The organism is Bacillus sp. FJAT-27001, assembly GCF_019039175.1.
Classification (GTDB): Bacteria; Bacillota; Bacilli; order Bacillales; family Bacillaceae; genus Bacillus; species Bacillus velezensis.
Map to the genome: position 1 here is coordinate 92,585 of NZ_JAHOAA010000005.1, position 15,922 is coordinate 108,506.

Sequence of the window (15,922 nt, forward strand, 5' to 3'; positions counted from 1 at the left end):
TAATCAGACTTTCTTCATTATAAATGATGCGACATATTGTGTCAAGAAGCAACATTTATTTTTTTAAGAAAGTGTCGTTGTCTCTCAACGACTTTTATAATTTAACATAGAACATTAAAATGAGTCAAGCCTTTTTAAAAAATTCTTTTGATTTTTCCTCTGCACTTTCCGCAGGCATATCTTTCCGGATTCATTGCCCGCTTCTTTATATACTGTTGGCCGCAGGCCGCGCATCTATACATATATGTTTTCTTTTGTGTCTTTTTGGTTTGCAGCGGCGTGCAGAATCTCGGCGCTCCGACTTTCTGAAGCAGGTCTCTGAAATCTTTGTCTCTGTGCTTGTACCCTTTTCCTTCAAGGTGAAGATGGTAATGACACAGCTCGTGTTTAATGATTCCTTCCAGCTCGCTCTGCCCGTGTTCGAGAAGATATTTTCGGTTTAATTCGATGTTATGGGAAGACAGCATGTACCGGCCGCCTGTCGTTTTCAGCCGGTCATTGAAAAAGGCCCGGTGACGGAACGGCTTTCCGAAATCTTGTGCAGAGATGTCTTCCGTCAGCTTTTGAAGTTGTTCGTTATCCATAAGTGCACCCCGCTTTAAAAACATTGAACGGGACAATTCACCGTTCGCATACAATGAGTTAAAACCGACCTCTAACTAAAAGCTGAGGAGGAATGAGCCATGCCGAATTGGCTGATGAAACAAATGCAAAAAGCGTTTTTAGAAAAGGACAATTACCAAATCAAACTGCTGAATCAGTGCTGGTATTTCTACAGAAAAAAACACTGCTCGTAAGCAGTGCTTTTATTTTACCATAGACAGCGACACTCTGCCTTTTTGCACGTCCACCCCTTCGACCCATACGGTGACGATGTCTCCGACCGATACGACGTCGAGAGGATGTTTGACGAATTGATTGCTCAGTTTTGAAATGTGCACAAGCCCGTCCTGCTTGACGCCGATATCGACGAAAGCGCCGAAGTCTACAACGTTGCGGACGGTGCCCTGCAATTCCATTCCTTCCTTTAAATCCTCAAGCTGCAGAACGTCTTTTTTCAGCAAAGGCTTCGGCACTTCGTCACGAGGATCGCGCTCCGGCCTTGTCAGCTGCCCGCAAATATCCGCAAGCGTAATTTCCCCTATACCGAGCTCTTCAGCCGTTTCAGACAGCGGCAATACGCTTATTTTCTCTTTTACGTCCGCGCTTCCGATCTGATCCGCAGTGAGCTGCAGTTTTTTGAGCAGCGCCTTTGTCTCTTTATAGCTTTCCGGGTGTATCCCGGTGCGGTCGAGCGGTTCCTGTCCTCCGGGCACTCTCAAAAAGCCGATGCATTGTTCATATGTTTTTGCGCCGAGACGCGGGATTTCTTTCAGTTCTTTGCGATTTGTAAATTTTCCGAGCTCTTCCCTTTTTTTGACGATATTGCCGGCAACGGTTTTGGATAATCCGGCTACATATTGAAGCAGCGCAGCTGATGCTGTATTGACATTCACCCCGACTTGGTTGACGACGGTCTCTACGACAAAACGGAGAGATTCGTTTAATTGCTTTTGGCTGACATCGTGCTGGTATTGCCCGACGCCGACGGATTTAGGATCAATTTTTACAAGCTCGGCCAGCGGGTCCTGCAACCTCCGCGCGATGGAGACGGCGCTGCGCTCTTCGACCTGAAAATCCGGAAATTCTTCACGGGCGATTTCTGACGCGGAATACACGCTTGCTCCGGCCTCATTGACGATGACATAATAAATGTCACGCTCTGTTTCTTTCAGCACATCAACGACGAATTGCTCTGTCTCCCGTGATGCCGTGCCGTTTCCGATCGCCACAACCTCGACTTCGTACCGATCCAGCAATTCTTTGATTTTTTTCCGGGCTTCCGCTGTCTTTTTTACGGGAGCGTGCGGGTAAATGACGTCGATTTTCAGCACTTTTCCCGTCTCATCAACAACTGCCAGTTTGCACCCCGTACGGAAGGCCGGATCGACGCCGAGCACAACTTTCCCCTTCATCGGCGGCTGCAGCAGGAGCTTACGCAGGTTTTCAGCGAAAATATGAATCGCCTGCGCGTCTGCTTTTTCTGACAGCTCTTTGCGGATGTCGCGCTCAATAGCCGGCTGGATCAGACGTTTGTAACTGTCCTCAATGGCCTCTTTCAGCGTTTCTTTCACAGGCGTTTCACGGTGTTTGATAATTTGCTTTTCTAAATAAGCTTTTATCTGATCGGCGGGCGGTTCGATCGCAATCTTTAAAATGCCTTCTTTTTCACCGCGATTCATCGCAAGCACTCTGTGAGGAACGACCTTTTGGATCGGCTCTTCGTACTCGTAGTACATTTCATAGACGTTTTTCTCGTCATCTGCGGCTGACTTGCCTGCCGCGGAAGTGAGAATTCCTTTTTTATACGTTTCCTGGCGAATCCACTTTCTGAAATGAGGATCATCCGAGATTTGCTCGGCTATGATGTGCTTCGCGCCTTCAATGGCTTCCTCTCTTGAAGCGACTTCTTTTTCTGCACTGATATATTGATCAGCGATGTCGTGAAGGCGGTTTTCTTTCGGGAGAGAAAGAATATAGTCCGCAAGCGGTTCAAGACCTTTGCTTTTGGCGACGGTGGCTTTTGTTTTCCGTTTTTGTTTGAAGGGACGGTATAAATCCTCGACTTCCTGAAGCTTAACCGCTTGTTCGATTTTTTGCTTCAGCCCTTCCGTCAGCTTGTCCTGCTCAGAGATCAATCTGATGACTTCTTCTTTCCGCTGCGTCAGGTTTTGTATGTATTGCCACCGCTCGGAGATTGCCTGAATCTGCACCTCGTCCATTGAGCCGGTCTGCTCTTTTCGGTACCGCGCAATAAACGGGACGGTATTGCCGTCTTCCAGCAGGCGGATGACACTTTCGACATGTTTTTGGGATAACGCTGTTTCTTCAGCAATTTGTTTTTTCAAAAGGGCTAACGTTTCCATATCACAAAAGCCTCCATCTCTTCATTCTTTCTCTAGTGTATCAAAAAACGGCGGAACATAAAAAAAGCAGCCTTACGATAAAAGCTGCCCTAGAATATAGGTCAAATCATCACGTCTGGATGTTGTGTACGGATGAAGTGATTTTGATATATCTTCTATTGAGTGTCCCTGCTTTAAGCAGGTGCGGATATGCGGAACCTCAAGCCCATCCGTGTAGATGATGAACCTCGCCCCTTTTTCGTATGATGACGTATACGTTTTGTATCTTTGCGGTTTGCCTGAGAGGTAACCCGAAATCGGCAGCGGATGAAAGACTTCGCCTGATGGGGAGTGCAAGAAGAAACGGACGTTGCCGATCGAGCAGTATGTCAATTCCCTTTTGATGAAATTGATTTTTAAGATGGAGGCAGTCGCCCCTCTTTTGTTTTTCATCGCTTGATTGCAGCGCTCAATGATGCTTTCCACATCCTCATCCGCATACGTTTCCACGATGTCTTTAATGGCTGACGAGGATTCGTTGGCAAGAGATCCGCTGCCGAGACCGTCCGCTACCGCGCAAACTAATTCTTCTTCATTCGCCTTCATAAAAAAGCTGTCGCCGCATATGGACTTGCCTTCTTTATTTAATTGGTATACAAGAGTTTGAACATGTTCATTTTCTTCAACCTGAATCATTACATTAGCTCCATGGAGGGATCTCCAATCAAGGCCTCTCTCAGTTTTTTCACCGCTTTCCGCTGCAGGCGCGAGACGTGCATTTGAGATATTCCGAGAATGTCCCCTGTTTCTTTTTGGCTTTTATTTTGCACAAATGTTAGATCGATAATCTGTTTTTCGCGGTCGGACAGCACATGAAGCACGCTTTTGATCATCATCTGCTGGTTGACGCGTTCGTATCCTTCCTCCTGCGACCCGACGATATCTAAAATCGTGACGGTGCTTCCGTCCGCATCCGCTTCGATGCTGTGATCGACAGAAAGCGCCTGATAGCTTTTTCCCATCTCCATCGTTTCAAGCACTTCCTCTTCTGACACATCGAGAAAGGCTGCGATTTCTTCGACTTTCGGCGACCGCTGCGTCTCTGTCGTCAGCTGATCCACCGCCATTTTAATGCGCGGCCCGAGTTCTTTAATCCGTCTCGGGACGTGTACGCTCCATGTTTTATCTCTGAGGAAGCGTTTGATCTCGCCGATGATGGTCGGAATCGCAAATGCTTCAAAGGATTTGCCGACCTCGGGATCATACCGTTTAATGGCTCCGAGAAGTCCGATCATCCCGACCTGGCGGAGATCTTCGTGAAAGCTTTTTCCTTTCGAATATTTCTTTGCCAGCATTTCGACGAGATTGGTATACACCTCGACGAGTGTTTCCTGGGCTTCTTTATTATCATGTGTTTGAAAGTCGCGTATGAGCCGATCAACTTCATCTTTAGTTAGTTTCGTAGTTTTTGATGGTTGTGCCATGATCAACTCGCTCCCCATTTAAATACTTTGTCATCGCCACGGTTACGCCAGAGTTGCTTTGAACTTTGACTTCATCCATGAGCGTTTCCATTAAATACAGACCGAGCCCTCCTTCTGACAATTGATCGACTGTGTGTGAAGGTGTGTACGGCCCGAGATCCTGCTGCTTCTGATCAAAATCAAAGCTGTCTCCCTGATCGGCGACAATGACCTCCAGCCGATCCTCAAACACACCGAACCGCACGGATACTTCTCCCTTATTTTCATCTTTGTATGCATGCTGGACAGCGTTTGTACAAGCTTCGCTGACAGCGATTTTTAAATCTTCAATGTCATCATAGGTATAGCCCATTCTGCTTGCGACCCCTGATAACGTAAGCCTGACGATTCCTACATATTCCGGTTCGGCCGGAATTTTCATCTCTATATAATCAACTGATGTACTCATTGCACGCCACCTTCTGACTTTGCCGAAATGTCAATGATGTCCTTAAGCCCCGTAATTTCAAACAGACGGACGAGCCGGTCGGAAAGATTCTCAAGCTTGAGAGAGCCGCCTTCCTTGCTCACCGTTTTAAACACGCCTACAAAAACGCCTAAACCCGTACTGTCCATATAATTTACATCTTTTAAGCAGATTCTCATGTCCTTCCCCTCGTTTGCCAGGGGCATCAGCTTTTCACGAACCACCGGAGCTGAGTATACATCGATTTCTCCAGCGATATTGATTTGTATATCTGAAAGATTCTCCTTCATATCTACCGTTAAATTCATCGTATCACCTCTGAAAGTTATCCTTACTCGTGCTAATGGCTTTTTACCCGTGCTGCTGTTTTTTTAAACCTTTCTTTTCAAAACAATTAACGTAAAATCGTCATGAAGCTGAAAGTCCTGGAGTCTCAGCAGGCTGTCGTAAATGTTTTTGACCATATCCTGCGCGGAGCAGTCCATATGTTCTTCCAGCATGCGCTGAATGTCGCTGCGTTCTAAGAAACCGTTTTCGGTACGGCATTCGGTGACGCCGTCAGAAAAAAGAACGATCATGTCTCCTTCGTCCATGTGCTGTTCATATTGGCTGTAATCAAAATCCTGAGAAATTCCCAGCACCAATCCTTTTGCCTCCAGATCATAAAACTTTTTTTCTTTTTCAGAGTAGTAGAAGCCCGGTTCATGCCCCGCAGAGGCATATGTAAATTGGTGATTTTTCGTATTGTAGTTTGCGTAAAACATGGTGATAAACATGCTTGAGTCCACGTTCTGTTCTACAACGCGGTTAAGATTTTTCAGCACTTGGGAGGGGTGAATGCCGATCTCCGGAAGAGAGTCCATGGCATACTTGATCATCGACATGCACAATGCGGCGGGTATTCCTTTTCCGATGACATCGGCTATCGCGATGTTAATCGATTCCTTGTCTTTGACAAAGTGATAATAATCCCCGCTCATCTGTTTGGCGGGGACGCTGATCGCCCCGATATCCAGATCTTCTTCTTCAGGAATTTTTGTGCCAAGCAGCGTCTGCTGAACATTTGCGGCAATTTCAATTTCTGAACGAAGCTCCTGCTGGATATCTCTCAGACTTTGATGTTCCTGATAAGCCATCCCGTAGCCAATCATGACTTCTATTAAAAAATCCAGCGAATGAAAAACATCTTCCGGCAGATCCGGATACAGTTCCTTTACTACTTTTCGGTGGATACTGATAATCTCCTCCGGAGGAACCTGATGTTCAATCGTTTTTCGGCTGAATTTTTGGGCTTGATATAAAGATGTTTCTGTTAATTCGGCTATATATCGGCTAAGCAGCTGATGATACCGCTGCTCTATAACCTCCCTGAAATCCACGTTCTAACCTCCTACCGAAGCCATTTCACGGCTTGAATCTCTGTTCCTTCCTCTGCAACAGATTGCAGGCTGAATTCGTCCATCAGCCTTTTGACGCCCGGAAGTCCCGCTCCCAGTCCGCCTGACGTTGAAAAGCCGTCTTCCATCACTTTACGGATGTCGGGGATTCCGGGTCCTTTGTCTTCTGCTATAATTTTAAGGCCTTTTTTCCCTCTGTCGTTTACTTGTTCTATGCTGACCTGGCCTTTGCCTGCATATAAGTAAATGTTTCTGGCCAATTCTGAGATAGCCGTCGTGATTCTGGCCTGGTCCACCGTGCCGAAGCCTAATTCCTTCGCAACGTTGCGGCCAAGCTGTCTGGCGGCTACGATATCCCATTCTGTCATGATTTTCACACAGGATTGGTCGTTCATCGCTATTCCCCCAATTCCCGCTTCAATGTCTCAAGCCCTTGCTCTAAATCGAGCGCCGTTTCAATTTCCTCAAGTGAGATTCCGAGTTCAATCAATGTGACCGCCACAGCCGGCTGAATTCCCGTCAATACGACCTTTGCGCCCATCAATTTAGACATGGTGATGACATCGCCGAGCACTTTCGCGATAAATGAATCGATCATGTCAACGGATGTCAGGTCAATGACGACCCCGTTTGCGCCGGTTTCATAGATTTTGTTCAGCAGATCTTCTTGAAAATGCAAAGCTGTCTGGTCGTCAAGTTCCCATTGGATGGATACCAATAAGCAGTTATACAGTTTCAGGATCGGGATTTTTGGATGTCTCACAATGTTATTCCCCCAATGAAACGATTTTTCGATTTGTCATTTCAAGCGCTGTTTGAATTCCTTTTTGAAGGGTATTCTTCGTAATAACCTGCGACAAATCAATTCCCAGATTAACGATCGTCTGCGCGATTTCCGGACGGATTCCGACGAGCAGGCATTTCGCGCCGACAAGCCGCACCGCTTCTGATGCCTGAATAATATGGTGCGCCACCATCGTATCAACGACCGGCACGCCCGTGATATCAATTAATACAACCTGTGAACGGTGCTTCACGACGCCGTTTAACAGATTTTCCATAATGTGCTTTGCACGCTCCGTATCAATCGTCCCGACAAGCGGCATGACCGTTACATGCTCAAATACCGGGATCAGCGGAGCCGACAATTCCTGAAGCGCGATTTTTTGCAAAGTAACCGTCTTTTCCCAGGAGATAGAATACTGATTTAAAATTTCCGTATTGATCGGATTGAAAAAGCTGTCTATTTCCAAAATCAAATCTGCTCTGTCCTGATCGACCATATTAAGGTCGACCATCGTTTCGTAAAGCAGTTTCCAAAACTCTGACAGGGTGGCTGAAAGAAGTTTCAGTGACAGGCCGAGCTGAACGGCGCGCAGTGCGAGTTCACTGATCTGCTCTTCCGTAGCCTCGTCATTTTTAGTCGATAATAAAAGAATGTCTATATAGTCTTTACAAATATTTTCACATATGTGATTCGTAAGCTGATAGTCTTCCTGATTGCCTACTTCTTTTAGTTTGGCTGTCCAAGTATCAAGCAGTTCATCATGCTGATCAATGATGAACTGATACACTTTCTGATTCGACATGGGTTTCACTGACCTCCCGACACAAAACAACAAATTTTGTTTGATTATTATCTCTTTATTATAGCGCTTATGTTTTTCGAAAACAAAAAAAGTTGCTCTATATGAGCAACCAAAATATGACTAAAAATCAATGAGTGCCAAACTGATTTGCAGGGCTTCATCAACCTTATCCATCATTTCATCATCCAGATGAGTTATTTTATCCGTTAATCTTTGCTTGTCAATCGTCCGAATTTGCTCCAGCAAAATAACGGAATCTCTTTCAAAACCGTAGCGTTTTGCATCAATTTCGACGTGGGTTGGTAATTTCGCTTTCTGTATTTGGGCTGTTATGGCTGCAACAATAGCAGTCGGGCTAAAGCGATTTCCGATATCATTTTGGATCACTAAAACCGGGCGTACGCCGCCTTGCTCTGAGCCAACAACAGGAGATAAATCAGCAAAATAAACATCGCCGCGCTTTACAATCAAAATGATTATCCTCCGCTGACTAAGCGCTCAACGGTCGTTTCTGCTTCGCACTCAGCATAGTGAGCCTCAGAAGAGATATTCAAGTTGATTTTCGCCATTTCCATATACCCGCGTCTCATCAAATCACGGTTATGGCGAGTTGTCCGTTCGCTGACATACGCTCTCACTGCTTGTGATATCAGTTCGTTTCTGCTTCGTTTCTCCCGCATCGCTACACCATCCAATTCAGCTACTAAGTTTTCAGGCAAGCTGATTTTCATTTCGGTTCTTGCGCTGGATTCAGACAAAAAACATACACCTCCACCAAACTTACGGATACGACCAATACATCCATCCAGACATAATGATACCATTATTCAAACGTCAAGCAAAGCTGTTTTATAAATTCTCTTTTTCCGGATGACGGCTACTTGTTTGTATTATCTTGCAGTAAAGGATTTCTTACTTCCATTATACTCTCATTTTCCAAAAACATACGGGGAACGCGGGAACTAATGGTACAAGGGACCTCGTAATTAATCGTCTCAAGCCGCCCGGCGATTTCATCCATCGTGATCGTTTCTTCCTTCTGGCTGCCGATCAGGGTGACTTTGGTGCCCGGCGGATAAGATTGATCTAATTCGACCATCAATTGATCCATGCAGATTCTTCCCGCGATATTCATCCGTTTGCCGCCGATCAGCACAGACGTGCCGCTCAGCTTGCGGAGCCACCCGTCCGCATAGCCGATGGGAACCGTTCCGATCCATTGATCCTTCTCTGCCGTATATGTTGCGCCGTAGCTGACGCTTTCCCCTTTGCGGATCTTTTTCACATGGGATAAAACAGAGTGCAGCGCAAAAGCCGGCTTTAATTGAAACGGAATTTCGCTTTGGATGTCAGCAGAAGGACGAAGCCCGTACATACTGATGCCGAAACGAACCGCGTTAAAGAAGCCTTTTTTAAGACGAAGTCCGGCAGCGCTGTTCGCGCAGTGCACCATCAATTCTTTTAAAGGGAGCGGAGCGATCAATGTTTTAAAGCGGTCAAACTGGAAGAGGAAATAATCTCTGTTTTTCTCATCCGCGGTAGCAAAATGGGTGAATACGCCTTTACAGACTAAACCGGGATTTTGGCTGAGGATTTTTAACACGCTTTGGATTTCTTCCTCCGTTTTGACTCCGAGTCTGTTCATGCCGGTGTCGACTTTCAGATGAAACGGCACTGTCGCACTTCCGAGGTGGCGCGCAGCTTCCTGAAGCCATTCAACAGAATACCCCGTGAGTGTTACGTCATACTCGGCAGCTGCTTGTACATATTCGGGCGGCACGGCGCCAAGCACGAGAATCGGCGCTGTAATGCCCCGCTTTCTCAATGAAATCGCTTCATCCAGTATGGCTACGGCAAGACAAGAGGCACCCGCTTCAAGCGCGGCTTTCCCAACTTCCAAATCTCCGTGTCCGTAAGCGTTCGCCTTTACAACCGCCATGAGATGGACGTTTTGCCCGATGTGTTTTTTCATATGCGTGACATTTTCTTTAATCGCGGACAGATTGATTTCCGCCCACGTTTCTCTGTAAAAGGATGCTGTGGTCATTCGATACACTTCCTAGCATTATTTTCAATTCATATTGTTATTATCATACTAAAATTATTCTGCAAAGTGAAATGGAATCAAAAAAGAGACCGACAGCGGCGGCCTCTTTTTTGACGTTATTTTGACGACTGTCCCTGCATGCTTTTGGCGGCGGCCACCATTTCATCTTTTGTTAGATCCTGTGATGACAGAAGATAATCCACTCCGTCATATGTCCACGTTAAAGACGTATCAGATAATGCCGCAACCGTGAAGCCGAGATTAACCGGTTCGCCTTTCAGCGTGACGGCAGAGGCGGCTTTTGCGATATGAGCTTTTTCTTGAATAAGGGTGAATGATTTTTCTCCGCCGTAAGTCATGACGATCCGTTTGCCGTCCGCCGTTGAAATATCTTTCTCTTCAAGCTTTTTGACGCCGGCCGGCACTTGAAGCGGTGTTTTGACCGCAAATGAATCAGACGGCTTGGCGCTTGTGGCGACGTCCATCTGGGAAAGCGTCATATTTTTCTTCTCGTCAAAAGAGTCTTTATCAAACGGCTTGTTGAATTCAAAGCTTTTGAATTCGACTTTTACCATCACTTTCCGGTCTGTATCCATGACTTTGACGAGCGACGGGCTCATGTCCTTTTTGTTGAAAGTGATTTCCTGAGTCGGCAGCATTTTGTTGTGCTGATAGTTTGTTTTTGTTTCAAACGTGTACTTTTTATCTTTGGCGGAATAGACGGCGTCTTTGTCATGCTGCACGTCCTTTACAAGTGACTCAAACAAATATACTTGGCTGCTGTTATTCGGCCAGTCGCTTTGGAATCTGAAGCTCTTATTTAACGACGGCGTGAGGACAAAGACTCCGTTGGCGTTCCGTAAAATGACTTGGTTTTGGTCTTTTTTCGGATTTTCCAGATAGACCCGGTACAGGGAAGGTTTTTTATGCCAGATTTCCACATTGTATACTTGCGGATCACTCCCCGTTTCGATGGTCATTTTGGCTTTCGCTTTGTACGAGGTGTATTCTTTCGCCTTCTTATCTAAACCGTTCACGATATCTTCCTGTGATTTTTGGCCGCAGGCCGAAAGAATAAGGACGGCAAGCAGTCCCGTTAAAAGCAAAACAAAGCTTTTTCTCACCTTTTTTCAACCCCTTCTTCTCAATTGATGTAAAGGGAAGAAATCGCTTGTTTGACTTTAACGGTACGCCCTGAACGGACGGACGCGTACCATAAAAGCCTCAAACAACTTGTCTCCCTTAATGCACTATCAAATATATGAAGGGGTTCCGGCTAATATGCAGACTAGCGTGACAACCTTTCAATCACGACCTGTGCCGCGGCGTATTCTTTTGTATGGGTAATGGAGACGTGAACCGCCGCGCCGTCAAGCTTGGCGCAGGCCAGCACAGGCTTTCCCGCTTTGTCGTTTCCGGTTTCAATATCCTGAAAGCTGAGCTCTTTGCCGATACCTGTGCCGTATGCTTTCGAAAAGGCTTCTTTTGCCGCAAATCTTCCCGCGAGAAATTCAATTTTCCTTTTGTCCGACAGCAATGTAAAACGGGCGTATTCAGCCTCCGTCAATATTCTTTGCGGAAATCTTGCCTGCCGGCTGAGCATGTTTTCAATTCTGTGCAGTTCAACGATGTCGATTCCGATTCCGAAAATCATGTGAATTCCTCCTAAAAGTCCGTACTAAAAAACGGTTTATGTCATAAACGTGTTACTATATATGTAACAAATCAGATGCAAAGGGGCTTGCGATGTTTATACGAACGGAAAATTTCCAGACTTTTATCAGACGTTATCCGGCCGTCAGCTGTATCTTGGCACTGCAGGCGTTCTTGTGGCTGTTTTTCAGTATGCCGCTTCATTCCGTCATGATGTGGTCAGATGCTGTGACCGGCTATAATTACGGCGTTTCCTCGGGAGAATGGTGGCGGCTGGTGACACCGATGTTTTTACACGCGAATTTCACTCACCTTTTGTTTAACTCCATGTCTCTCTTTTTATTCGCGCCCCCGCTTGAGCAGATGCTCGGAAAAGTCCGTTTTCTGGTTGTGTACATCGCATCGGGCATCATCGGCAATATCGGCACGTATCTTGCCGAACCGCTTGATTATGTGCATGTCGGCGCATCCGGCGCGATCTTCGGACTTTTCGGCGTGTATGTGTTTTTGACTGTTTTCCGCAAGGAGCTGATCGGCCGGGATCAGTCGAAAATGATTATGACCCTGCTTATCATCGCGGTGCTGTCGACGTTTATCAACTCTAATATTAACATTATGGCGCATTTGTTCGGACTGGCAGGCGGATTTTTGCTTTCCTTTTTATGCGTGCAGCAAAAAAAGCGGCGGTATTAACCGTCCGCTTTTTCATATGAATACCAGCGCCCGATGCGTTCGGCATCTTCCTCGCTGACATCCTTCAGCATGACATGCTCCATGTGGTGAGCTGATTTCACTGCGGTAGCCACAGATGCGAGCCGCCTTCTTTTTTGCAGAAAGGAGCGGCTGACTTCAAACATCTGCATTCTTCTTCTCAGCATAATCGTGGTCGTCTTCCCGACCAGCCTCGTGGTGATCTGAAGCCTGCCGCCGTTTATGCACCATGACGCTGTCCTAAACGAGGCATATCCAAGCACCAGTTCGACGGGAAGCACAAGGAGCGATGCATATCCCCACGGTTTAAACAGAATACAAAGCGGGATGATCACGAAAACCGAGAAGATTATGGATCGGAATAAATACCGGCGCAGCGCCCTTTTCGGCAAATGATTTCGGTTTTCTTCCAGCACGTAATCCGGTGTGAAACCGTTCAGCATCACTCCGAGCTTTGATTTGCGGATGATCGGAAACAGAATCGTCTGAGCTCCTTCTTTCTCATTCCCCGCACTGCCGGCGCTGACAATCGCCACCGTCGCGTATCCGAATAATTGCCTGATCACATTTTCTTTCATTTTAATGGCTTGGATTTTACGGAGCGGGATTGTCACTTGATGTTTTTCAATAATTCCTCTGGTAATGACCAATTCGTGTTCATTTTTTTCTATCTTAAAGTTGGCATGCTTGATCATCATACCGGCGATGCTTAACAGCCAGGCGATGAACAATCCTATGAAAATGATCACGGCGTATATACCGATGCTCGCATGCTTGAGAAAAGAAAACCTGTCATAGAGCCAGTCCATCGGAAGTACTTCATCAATCTGAGAAAAGAGGGCGAATACCGCTGAGATGATGACACCGATTCCCCCGGATGTTGAGGCGGCCATAAGCAGCTCACCTACAGACAATCGGTAAACGGATTGCACATCTTCCCCGCGCATCGGCTCCTGCTCCGCTGCGGTCTCCCCTCGTTCTTCTTGCTCCGCTTTTTGCTGAAAAACAGCCGCTCTGATCCGTTCCGCCTCTTCCACAGTAATGGCGGATAAGACGGCTTCGGCGTTTTTCCCGTCGCCGGCCGTTTCGATTTGAAGCTTAACAAGCTTAAAAAGCTGCTGAATGATGCCGGCACTCGTATTCATTGATTGAATCCGGTCAATGGAGATGTATCTCTTTTTCGTAAAAAACAAGCCTTCTTCAATTCTGAATTCTCCGTCCTCAATCCGGTATGTGAATTTTCTCCACTCGATCACACTAGCCGTAACCAGCCAGATAAGCAGGACGGCGAGCGCAATGCCTCCGTAGAAGCGGATGAAGTGGTTGGAGTTTACAATATAGACGAGAAAAAATGGCAGAATAATGTTTTTAATGGTTTCGATAATAATATGGAATAAGTTCAAAATCACGGCCGCCGGGTGCAGACGTTTCGGCTCAGACATCATCTTCCGTCACCCTTGCCAGACGGGAAATGGAATCCCTCAGCCGGTCAGCTTCCTCCATATCAAGCGCCGGAATGGAATGAACGGTTGCCGCCGTGGAGATTTTGACTGAGGCCAGACGGTACCTTCTGAGGAGCGGGCCTTGTGAAGTATCTACGTGCTGCACCCTCACCATCGGCACAATGACCCGTTTGACAATAAAAATGCCGGATTGAATATCAATTTCATTTTCATGGACTTCATAGCGCCAGATCCTGTGCCTGATTTTCGGTATGGCATAGACGGATATCACTGAACCGAATATCCAAATGATGCCGAGGACTCCGGTGATCCAATACGGCCAATGGAAGAAATGGCTTAAAACAGCTGCTGCTATAACGGCCAGAAGACAGAAGGCGGACAGGATGATTTCCTGAAGACGCCAGACTTTTAAGCCGCTTGGACTGATTCGATTTTTTGGCTGTGCTCTCAACATACCTACCTCCCATTTTTTATCATACATACAAATACGGCTGATTTGCAAAAAAGATTCACTTTCCGGCATATCAAAAAAAAGCGGACCCCGTACAAGGGTCCGCTTCCTGTGTTTTAGTATGATTTTTTCTGGCGTCTGTCACCTGAAGAACGGCGGTCGCTTGAGCGTTTTTTATCGTAGGAAGAACGGTTGTTGTTTTTCCCTTTGCCGCCGCGGTAGCCGCCGCCTTGGCCGTCTCTGCGCTTAGAAGTACGCTGGTTTTTATAGCGTTTGCTGACCATCGGCGCTTCATCAGTGAGGCGTACAGGTGTGCTGTCCGGCTCTTTTGTCGCCATTTTAATGGCTGCAGCCACAACTGTCACTGCATCATGATCTTCTAACAATTCCGCAGCTGCCGTCATGTAGAAGTTCAGGTTGTTTTCGCTGATCGCCGTGCGCAGACGGTCAACCGTCACCTGCTGCTGTCCTTCTAATGCTTCGTCAAGCGTCGGCTCTTTCATGCGGTCCATTTTGCGTTTTGTCGTTTGTTCAATCGCGCGAAGCATGCTTTTCTCACGCGGTGTGATAAACGTCATCGCCATACCCGTTTTTCCTGCACGGCCCGTTCTTCCGATACGGTGAACGTAGCTTTCAGGATCTTGAGGCACGTCAAAGTTGTAAACGTGGGTAACGCCTGAGATATCAAGTCCGCGGGCGGCAACGTCAGTCGCTACAAGCACTTCGATCGCACCTTCTTTAAACTTGCGAAGCGCAACCATACGTTTCGCCTGCGTTAAGTCGCCGTGAATTCCTTCAGCCGCATATCCGCGAAGGTTCAGGGCTTCAGCAAGCTCATCGACACGGCGTTTCGTACGTCCGAATACGATCGCAAGTTCCGGAGACTGAATGTCAAGAAGACGAGTCAGCGTATCGAATTTTTTGCGTTCCTGCACTTCCAAGTAGAACTGCTGAATGTTTGATACAGTCATTTCTTTCGCTTTTACTTTTACGTGTTCCGGCTCAGTCATGAAACGCTCTGCGATCCGTTTGATCGGCGCAGGCATTGTTGCTGAGAATAAGAGCGTTTGGTGCTCGCTCGGCACGTTTGAGAGAATGGATTCAATATCATCAATGAATCCCATGTTCAGCATTTCATCAGCCTCATCCATAACAACCGTATTCACGTTGTTTAAACGGATCGTGCGGCGGTTGATATGGTCAAGAAGACGCCCCGGCGTACCTACGATGATATGCGGGTTTTTCTTTAATGCGCGGATCTGACGTCCGATATCCTGTCCACCATAAATAGGCAGTACTTTCGCACGCTTATCTTGTCCGATTTTATATAACTCTTCAGATACTTGAATGGCTAATTCACGGGTTGGCGCGATTACGATTGCTTGAATATTAGGAGACTCGGGGTTCATTTTTTCAACAAGGGGTATACCAAACGCAGCTGTTTTACCTGTACCTGTTTGCGCTTGTCCAATGACGTCTTTATTTGAAAGTCCGAGCGGAATCGTTTGTGCCTGAATCGGCGTTGCTTCTTCAAATCCCATACGATTAATTGCCTTCATGAGATCAGAACTTAATTGAAAATCTTGAAACGTTATAGTCAAATTATTCAAACTCCTTCTAATTGCTGTTTCAGTAATGTCGTGATTTACCACTAAAAACTGTCCTTTCATTCAAAAGACAGGATCGTACGTATACAAAGCCCGAATTACTTTACGT

At 46.5% G+C, this 15,922-nt stretch carries 20 protein-coding genes; 2 read left to right on the forward strand and 18 right to left on the reverse strand.

From position 1 onward, the window contains the following. Nucleotides 1-134: 134 nt before the first annotated feature. On the reverse strand, nt 135-584 hold the full coding sequence (locus BGM27_RS15920; RefSeq protein WP_020953898.1) for a SprT family protein: 450 nt from the start codon (nt 582-584) through the stop codon (nt 135-137). 99 nt (nt 585-683) lie between these two features. Here BGM27_RS15920 and cmpA point away from each other — a divergent pair, with 99 nt between their 5' ends. Continuing rightward, nucleotides 684-797 (forward strand): cortex morphogenetic protein CmpA, encoded by a 114-nt coding sequence (gene cmpA / locus BGM27_RS15925; RefSeq protein WP_003156164.1) that lies wholly within the window; start codon nt 684-686, stop codon nt 795-797. A 9-nt stretch (nt 798-806) separates the two neighbouring features. Here the strand turns inward: cmpA and BGM27_RS15930 are convergent, their stop codons facing one another. The 14 genes from BGM27_RS15930 to acpS form a co-directional block, all read right to left on the reverse strand. After that, on the reverse strand, nt 807-2,966 hold the full coding sequence (locus BGM27_RS15930) for a Tex family protein (RefSeq protein ID WP_007410235.1): 2,160 nt from the start codon (nt 2,964-2,966) through the stop codon (nt 807-809). Between the two features lie 72 nt (nt 2,967-3,038). Next, nucleotides 3,039-3,641 carry a phosphoserine phosphatase RsbX gene (gene rsbX, locus BGM27_RS15935; protein WP_007410234.1) on the reverse strand — a complete coding sequence of 201 codons (603 nt, stop codon included), beginning with the start codon at nt 3,639-3,641 and terminating at the stop codon, nt 3,039-3,041. Then, a complete protein-coding gene (gene sigB, locus BGM27_RS15940; RefSeq protein ID WP_003156171.1) occupies nt 3,641-4,429 on the reverse strand; it encodes an RNA polymerase sigma factor SigB in 789 nt (262 codons plus the stop codon). The genes rsbX and sigB overlap by 1 nt, the downstream gene beginning before the upstream one ends. Next, nucleotides 4,395-4,877 (reverse strand): anti-sigma B factor RsbW, encoded by a 483-nt coding sequence (gene rsbW / locus BGM27_RS15945; RefSeq protein ID WP_003156173.1) that lies wholly within the window; start codon nt 4,875-4,877, stop codon nt 4,395-4,397. Before rsbW ends, sigB begins: the two co-directional genes overlap by 35 nt. Next, entirely contained in the window at nt 4,874-5,203 is a 330-nt protein-coding gene (gene rsbV / locus BGM27_RS15950; protein WP_003156176.1) for an anti-sigma factor antagonist RsbV, read from the reverse strand. Before rsbV ends, rsbW begins: the two co-directional genes overlap by 4 nt. A 63-nt stretch (nt 5,204-5,266) precedes the next feature. Next, nucleotides 5,267-6,274, reverse strand: a complete 1,008-nt coding sequence (locus tag BGM27_RS15955) for a PP2C family protein-serine/threonine phosphatase (protein WP_007410233.1) — start codon at nt 6,272-6,274, stop codon at nt 5,267-5,269. An 11-nt stretch (nt 6,275-6,285) separates the two neighbouring features. Continuing rightward, a complete protein-coding gene (locus tag BGM27_RS15960) occupies nt 6,286-6,687 on the reverse strand; it encodes an anti-sigma regulatory factor (protein WP_003156178.1) in 402 nt (133 codons plus the stop codon). A gap of 2 nt (nt 6,688-6,689) precedes the next feature. After that, the gene (gene rsbS, locus BGM27_RS15965) at nt 6,690-7,055 is read right to left on the reverse strand and encodes an RsbT antagonist protein RsbS (protein WP_003156180.1); all 366 of its coding nucleotides are present in this window, start codon (nt 7,053-7,055) and stop codon (nt 6,690-6,692) included. A gap of 4 nt (nt 7,056-7,059) precedes the next feature. Next, entirely contained in the window at nt 7,060-7,881 is an 822-nt protein-coding gene (locus BGM27_RS15970; protein WP_007410232.1) for an STAS domain-containing protein, read from the reverse strand. A gap of 120 nt (nt 7,882-8,001) precedes the next feature. Continuing rightward, nucleotides 8,002-8,352 (reverse strand): type II toxin-antitoxin system endoribonuclease NdoA, encoded by a 351-nt coding sequence (gene ndoA, locus BGM27_RS15975; protein ID WP_003156187.1) that lies wholly within the window; start codon nt 8,350-8,352, stop codon nt 8,002-8,004. Nucleotides 8,353-8,357: 5 nt separating this feature from the next. After that, nucleotides 8,358-8,639, reverse strand: coding sequence for a type II toxin-antitoxin system antitoxin EndoAI (endB, locus tag BGM27_RS15980; protein WP_003156188.1), 282 nt, complete (start codon nt 8,637-8,639; stop codon nt 8,358-8,360). Nucleotides 8,640-8,758: 119 nt separating this feature from the next. Next, nucleotides 8,759-9,928 (reverse strand): alanine racemase, encoded by a 1,170-nt coding sequence (gene alr / locus BGM27_RS15985; RefSeq protein ID WP_007410231.1) that lies wholly within the window; start codon nt 9,926-9,928, stop codon nt 8,759-8,761. A 116-nt stretch (nt 9,929-10,044) separates the two neighbouring features. Next, entirely contained in the window at nt 10,045-11,052 is a 1,008-nt protein-coding gene (locus tag BGM27_RS15990) for a LolA family protein (RefSeq protein WP_007410230.1), read from the reverse strand. Between the two features lie 164 nt (nt 11,053-11,216). Beyond that, nucleotides 11,217-11,582: a holo-ACP synthase gene (gene acpS / locus BGM27_RS15995; RefSeq protein WP_007410229.1), complete on the reverse strand. Its 366-nt coding sequence runs from the start codon at nt 11,580-11,582 to the stop codon at nt 11,217-11,219. A gap of 92 nt (nt 11,583-11,674) precedes the next feature. Here acpS and BGM27_RS16000 point away from each other — a divergent pair, with 92 nt between their 5' ends. Next, nucleotides 11,675-12,274 carry a rhomboid family intramembrane serine protease gene (locus BGM27_RS16000; protein ID WP_020953896.1) on the forward strand — a complete coding sequence of 200 codons (600 nt, stop codon included), beginning with the start codon at nt 11,675-11,677 and terminating at the stop codon, nt 12,272-12,274. Here the strand turns inward: BGM27_RS16000 and BGM27_RS16005 are convergent. The 3 genes from BGM27_RS16005 to cshA form a co-directional block, all read right to left on the reverse strand. Next, complete coding sequence (locus BGM27_RS16005; RefSeq protein WP_007410227.1) at nt 12,271-13,737, reverse strand: PH domain-containing protein; 1,467 nt, start codon at nt 13,735-13,737, stop codon at nt 12,271-12,273. The genes BGM27_RS16000 and BGM27_RS16005 overlap by 4 nt on opposite strands. After that, complete coding sequence (locus BGM27_RS16010) at nt 13,727-14,206, reverse strand: PH domain-containing protein (RefSeq protein WP_007410226.1); 480 nt, start codon at nt 14,204-14,206, stop codon at nt 13,727-13,729. The genes BGM27_RS16005 and BGM27_RS16010 overlap by 11 nt, the downstream gene beginning before the upstream one ends. Nucleotides 14,207-14,322: 116 nt before the next feature. After that, nucleotides 14,323-15,807 carry a degradosome RNA helicase CshA gene (gene cshA, locus BGM27_RS16015; RefSeq protein WP_020953895.1) on the reverse strand — a complete coding sequence of 495 codons (1,485 nt, stop codon included), beginning with the start codon at nt 15,805-15,807 and terminating at the stop codon, nt 14,323-14,325. Between the last annotated feature and the right edge of the window lie 115 nt (nt 15,808-15,922).

What these genes read in the sequence shown, in the direction of transcription:
- BGM27_RS15930 (WP_007410235.1), bottom strand. Translation starts at nt 2,966, where the DNA reads ATGGAAACGTTAGCCCTTTTGAAAAAACAAATTGCTGAAGAAACAGCG.
- alr (WP_007410231.1), bottom strand. Translation starts at nt 9,928, where the DNA reads ATGACCACAGCATCCTTTTACAGAGAAACGTGGGCGGAAATCAATCTG.
- BGM27_RS16000 (WP_020953896.1), top strand. Translation starts at nt 11,675, where the DNA reads ATGTTTATACGAACGGAAAATTTCCAGACTTTTATCAGACGTTATCCG.
- rsbX (WP_007410234.1), bottom strand. Translation starts at nt 3,641, where the DNA reads ATGATTCAGGTTGAAGAAAATGAACATGTTCAAACTCTTGTATACCAA.
- BGM27_RS16005 (WP_007410227.1), bottom strand. Translation starts at nt 13,737, where the DNA reads ATGATGTCTGAGCCGAAACGTCTGCACCCGGCGGCCGTGATTTTGAAC.
- BGM27_RS15960 (WP_003156178.1), bottom strand. Translation starts at nt 6,687, where the DNA reads ATGAACGACCAATCCTGTGTGAAAATCATGACAGAATGGGATATCGTA.
- acpS (WP_007410229.1), bottom strand. Translation starts at nt 11,582, where the DNA reads ATGATTTTCGGAATCGGAATCGACATCGTTGAACTGCACAGAATTGAA.
- rsbW (WP_003156173.1), bottom strand. Translation starts at nt 4,877, where the DNA reads ATGAGTACATCAGTTGATTATATAGAGATGAAAATTCCGGCCGAACCG.
- BGM27_RS15920 (WP_020953898.1), bottom strand. Translation starts at nt 584, where the DNA reads ATGGATAACGAACAACTTCAAAAGCTGACGGAAGACATCTCTGCACAA.
- rsbV (WP_003156176.1), bottom strand. Translation starts at nt 5,203, where the DNA reads ATGAATTTAACGGTAGATATGAAGGAGAATCTTTCAGATATACAAATC.
- BGM27_RS15970 (WP_007410232.1), bottom strand. Translation starts at nt 7,881, where the DNA reads ATGTCGAATCAGAAAGTGTATCAGTTCATCATTGATCAGCATGATGAA.
- sigB (WP_003156171.1), bottom strand. Translation starts at nt 4,429, where the DNA reads ATGGCACAACCATCAAAAACTACGAAACTAACTAAAGATGAAGTTGAT.
- cmpA (WP_003156164.1), top strand. Translation starts at nt 684, where the DNA reads ATGCCGAATTGGCTGATGAAACAAATGCAAAAAGCGTTTTTAGAAAAG.